The organism is Paenibacillus ehimensis NBRC 15659 (assembly GCF_004000785.1).
Taxonomy (GTDB): Bacteria; Bacillota; Bacilli; order Paenibacillales; family NBRC-103111; genus Paenibacillus_G; species Paenibacillus_G ehimensis.
This window is the reverse complement of record NZ_BILX01000150.1, coordinates 1-5,309: the sequence shown is the minus strand read 5'-3', so window position 1 is coordinate 5,309 and position 5,309 is coordinate 1. Positions and strand designations below refer to the sequence as shown.

1 protein-coding gene is annotated in these 5,309 nt (G+C 60.0%); it reads left to right on the top strand.

Annotated features, from left to right (window positions below):
* Window positions 1-5,309, top strand: a 5,309-nt coding sequence (locus tag PEH01S_RS33830; protein ID WP_127490417.1) for a non-ribosomal peptide synthetase, incomplete at both ends; no start/stop codon positions are given.

Here is a 5,309-nt window from a genome sequence, read left to right as displayed (position 1 = left end):
CCAGTTCGATCAGGATTACGAAAGCAACGATTTGAAGCAATCCCCGTATTCCGCAGGCGCGGAAGCCAGCGGGAATGCGGCGATGGATTTTGCGCTGGATATGAACGGAATCGTGTCGGAGGGCGAGCTTGTTTTAACGATCCGTTACGGCACGACCCAATACCGCCGGGAAACGGTAGAGCGGCTCGGCGGACTGCTGCAAGCCAGCCTGCGGGAAGTAATCGCGCACTGCGTGGCGAAGGAACAGCCGGAGCTCACGCCGAGCGATGTTCTGCTCAAAGGCGTGACCGTGGACGAGCTGGAGCAACTGACGGAGCTTACCCGGCCGATCGGCGAGCTGGAGAACGTCTATGCGCTCACGCCGATGCAGAAGGGGATGCTGTTCCACAGCCTGATGGATGCGGAATCGGGAGCTTATTTTGAGCAGGCGACGTTCGATCTGAACGGCGGCTTCGATGTCGTATCCTTTGGGAAAAGTCTGGATTTGCTGGTGCAGCGGCACGAGACGCTGCGGACCAATTTTATCAGCGGCTGGAAGGATGAGCCGGTTCAAGCCGTGTTCCGGGAACGCGCGGACGAGCTGCTTTATGAAGATCTGCGCGGCATGGAGGAAGCGGAGCGCGAAGCCTGCGTCGCCGCCTTCACGAGCGCGGACAAGGCCCGCGGCTTCGACTTGGGCCAAGGCTCGCTGATGCGCGTATCGGTCCTGCGCACCGGCGAGGAAACGTACCGCTTCGTTTGGAGCTTCCATCATATTTTGATGGACGGCTGGTGCATGTCTCTTCTGATTCAGGAAGTGTTCGGCAGCTACTTTGCGTTCCGCGAGCAGCGGCAGCCGGAGCTTGCGCCGGTGACGCCGTTCGGCCGGTTTATCGAGTGGCTGGAAAATCAGAACCGCGAAGCGGCGGCGGATTACTGGAACGATTACTTGTCCGGCTACGAGCAGCAGGTGCTGCTGCCGCAGGAGAAGCCGCAGCACAAGACGGAAGGCTACGTTCTGCAAAATCTGGATTGGACGTTCAGCCCGGAGCTGAGCGTAAAGGTTGAGCAGGCGGCCAGACAGCATCAGGTGACGGTCAATACGCTCATTCAGACCGTATGGGGCCTGATCCTGCAAAAATACAACAACAGCGACGATGTCGTGTTCGGCAGCGTCGTGGCGGGCCGTCCGGCGGAAATCCCGGGCGTGGAATCGATGATCGGTCTGTTTATCAATACGATTCCGGTGCGCATTACCAGCGCTGTCGGGGAATCGGTGGCCGACGTCATGCGCAGAACGCAGGAGCAAGCGTTGAATTCCGGCGCCCATGATACGTTCCCGCTGTATGAGATCCAGGCGCGGACCGGGCAGAAGCGCGATTTGATCAACCACATCATGGTGTTCGAAAACTATCCGATCGACGAGCAAATCGGACAGCTGGGCGGCGGAGGTCGGGACTCTTTTGCAATTGCGAACATCGATACGCCGGAGCAAACGAACTACAATTTCAATTTCATCGTCATCCCCGGCGAGCGGATCACGATTCGTTTCGGCTACAACGCGATGGCGTTCGATGAGGCGGGGATCCGGCAAATTGCCGGCCATGTCGCCCGGGTGCTGGAGCAGGTGGCGGCTGCCCCGCAGATCCGCGTGGACGAGCTGGAATGGGTTACCGAAGCGGAGCGGGCGCAAATTGTCGAACGCTTCAACGCTACGGCGGCGGATTACCCCCGCGACGAGACCGTTCACGGGCTATTTGAAGCGCAGGCGGAACGGACGCCGGAGCAGGTAGCAGTCGTGTTCGAAGACGAACGGCTCACGTACCGGGAATTGAACGAAAGGGCGAACCGGTTGGCGCATACGCTGCGGGCGAATGGCGTGCAGCCCGATCAGCCGGTCGGGATTATGGTCGAGCGTTCGCTTGAAATGATCGTCGGCATTTTCGGCATCCTGAAAGCCGGCGGGGCGTATATGCCGATCGATCCGGATTACCCGCAGGAGCGGATCGCTTACATGCTGGAGGATTCGGGAGCCAAGCTGCTGCTGACGCAGAGCCGTTTGCGGGAACGCGCGGCTTTTGCCGGGAAGCTGCTGGTGCTTGAAGACGCGGCGGTGTACAGCGAAGACGCTTCGAACCCGAAAGCTGTGGCGGAACCGCATCATCTGGCCTATGTCATCTATACGTCGGGTTCGACCGGCAAGCCGAAGGGCGTCATGGTCGAGCACCGGTCGGTCGTGCATACGCTGACTCAGCTGGAGCGGGAATACCCGATGCTGGCGGACGATACGTATTTGCTGAAAACGACCTTTACGTTCGACGTATCCGTGCCCGAGCTGTTCGGATGGTATTTCGGAAAAGGAAGATTGGCGATTTTGCCGCCGGGGCTGGAAAAAGACCCCGCTGCGCTCACGGAGGCGATCGAAAACGGGCAGATCACCCATTTGAATCTGGTGCCGTCGATGTTCAGCGCATGGGTCAATACGCTCAAGGAAACCGGAGTTGCAGGTATCCGGACTTTGAAATATGTATTTGTCGCCGGAGAAGCGCTGCCGGTGAAAGCGGTCGAGGACTATTACAGCTTATCGGCGAACGCCAAGCTGGAAAACATTTATGGTCCGACGGAAGCGACGATCTATGCGACCAAATATTCAACAGGCCGCGAAACCGCAGAGCTGGCGGGCGTTCCGATCGGCCGGCCGCTCTGCAACGTGCAGGCATGGATTATGGACGCGGCCTCTCGTTTGATGCCGGTCGGCGTGGCCGGAGAGCTGTGCATCGCGGGCGAGGGCGTGGCCCGAGGCTATTTGAACCGGCCCGAGCTGACGGAGGAGAAGTTCGTGCCGAATCCGTTTGCGCCGGGCAAGCGGATGTACCGGACAGGCGACTTGGTCCGCTGGATGCCGGACGGGAACATCGAATATTTGGGCCGGATCGACCATCAGGTGAAAATCCGCGGCTATCGGATCGAGCTGGGCGAGGTGGAAACGCAAGTGCTGCGCTTGCCGGATGTGCGCGAAGCGGTAGTCGTGGCGCGGGAGAACGAGCTTGGCCAAAAGCAGCTGTGCGCCTATTTCACGGCGGACCGGGCGTGGAGCGCAGCGGAGCTGCGAAGCGCGCTGGCGCAGGAGCTGCCGGGCTATATGATTCCGTCTTACTTCGTACAGCTGGAGCGGATGCCGTTGAACGCCAACGGCAAGATCGACCGCAAAGCGCTGCCCGCGCCCGAAGGAAGCGTCCAGACGGGTACGGACTATGTGGCGCCCCGCACGGCAGCGGAGCAGACGCTGGCCTCGGTGTGGCAGGCCGTGCTCGGTGTCGAGGCGGTCGGGGTGCTGGACAACTTCTTCGAACTGGGCGGCGACTCGATCAAGGCGATTCAAGTTTCTTCGAGACTGCTTCAACTCGGGCATAAGCTCGAAATGAAAGATTTATTCCGGTATGCGACGGTAGCGGAATTGAGTCCGCTGCTCCGCGCAGCCGACAAAAAGGCCGAGCAGCGCGAGGTTAGCGGCGCCGTCAGCCTGACGCCGATTCAGTACTGGTTTTTCGAGCAAAATCAGGCGGAGCCGCATCATTTTAACCAGGCGGTGATGCTTCACCGGGAGCGTGGCTTCGACGAAACGCCGCTTCGGCAGGCGGTAACGAAGGTCGTGGAGCATCATGATGCTCTGCGCACGGTATTCCGCAGGACGGAAACCGATTTTAAAGCGTGGAACCGTGGTATTGGCGAAGGCGAACTGTATACCCTGGATGTGTTCGATTTGAGAGGAACGGCGGACTGCGCTGCGGCGATCGAAGCGAAAGCGAACGAGATTCAAAGCGGCATCGACCTGAGCGCCGGACCTCTGGTGAAGTTGGGGCTGTTCCGCTGCGACGACGGAGATCATCTGCTGATCGTCATTCACCATTTGGTGGTCGACGGGGTATCGTGGCGGATTTTGATTGAGGATCTTGCGGCAGGCTATGAGCAGGCTGCTGACGGACAACCCGTCCGGCTGCCGTACAAAACGGATTCGTTCCGCACGTGGGCGGAGCAATTGTCACGGTATGCGGCCGGTCCGGCTATGGCAAGCGAGTCGGCGTACTGGCGGCAAATCGCCGAGGCCAGCTATGCTCCGCTGCCTCAAGACATGGCGCATGACGGCGTGTTTACGCTTCGCGACAGCGAGACGGTCGCCGTGCAGCTGACGAAGGGGGAAACGGAGCAGCTTTTGAAGCAAACACACCGGGCTTACGGCACTGAAGTGAACGATCTGCTGCTGACGGCGCTGGGCATGACGATCCGCCAGTGGACCGGGATGGAGCGCGTGCTTGTGAACCTGGAGGGACACGGACGCGAGGCGATTCTGCCGGACGTTGACATCTCGCGCACGGTGGGCTGGTTTACGAGCCAATTCCCGGTCGTGCTGGAGATGGGACAGGACGAGTCCGTAGCGCAGCGGATCAAACGGGTGAAGGAAGGACTGCGCCAAATTCCGCATAAGGGGATCGGTTACGGCATTTGGAAGCATTTGTCCGGCTTGCAGGAAGATCGCGCTCGCGAGACGGAACCGCAGATCAGCTTTAACTATCTGGGGCAATTCGACCAAGATCTGCAAAGCGGCGACGTTGCGATGTCCGCTTACTCGATCGGCTCCGCGGTCAGCGAGCGCACGGTGATGAAATACGCGCTGGATTTCGGCGGGATTGTTACAGGCGGCGCGCTTGTTCTGGATATCCGCTATAACGGCAAGGCGTACCGCAAAGAGACGATGGAGCGGCTGGCCGGACTGCTGAAGGCGAATCTGCAGGAAGTGATCGCGCATTGCGCGGCGAAGGAGCGCACGGAGCTGACGCCAAGCGACGTCCTGTTCAAAGGGCTGACGGTCGAGCAACTGGACGCAATTGCGGAGCGGACCCGGAGCGCCGGGGAGCTGGAGAACGTGTACGCGCTCACCCCGATGCAGAACGGTATGCTGTTCCACAGCCTGATGGAGCCGGATTCGGGAGCGTACTTCCAGCAAGCTACGTTCGACCTGAAGGGAAGCTTCAACTTGACGGTGTTCGAGCAAAGTCTGGAGCGGCTCGCGGAACGGCACGAGATTTTCCGCACGAATTTCTACAGCGGCTGGCATGAGCGGCCTCTGCAGGTCGTTTACCGGACGAAAAGGATCGGCTTCCATTATGAAAATTTGCGCGGAATGGAGGAAGCGGAGCGGCAGGCGTATATCGCGGCTTTCCTTGAGCGGGATAAAGCCCGGGGCTTCGACCTGAGCGCGGACCCGTTGATGCGCGTATCCGTGCTGCAAACGGGGGAGGCGGCGTACCGCTTCGTCTGGAGCTTCCATC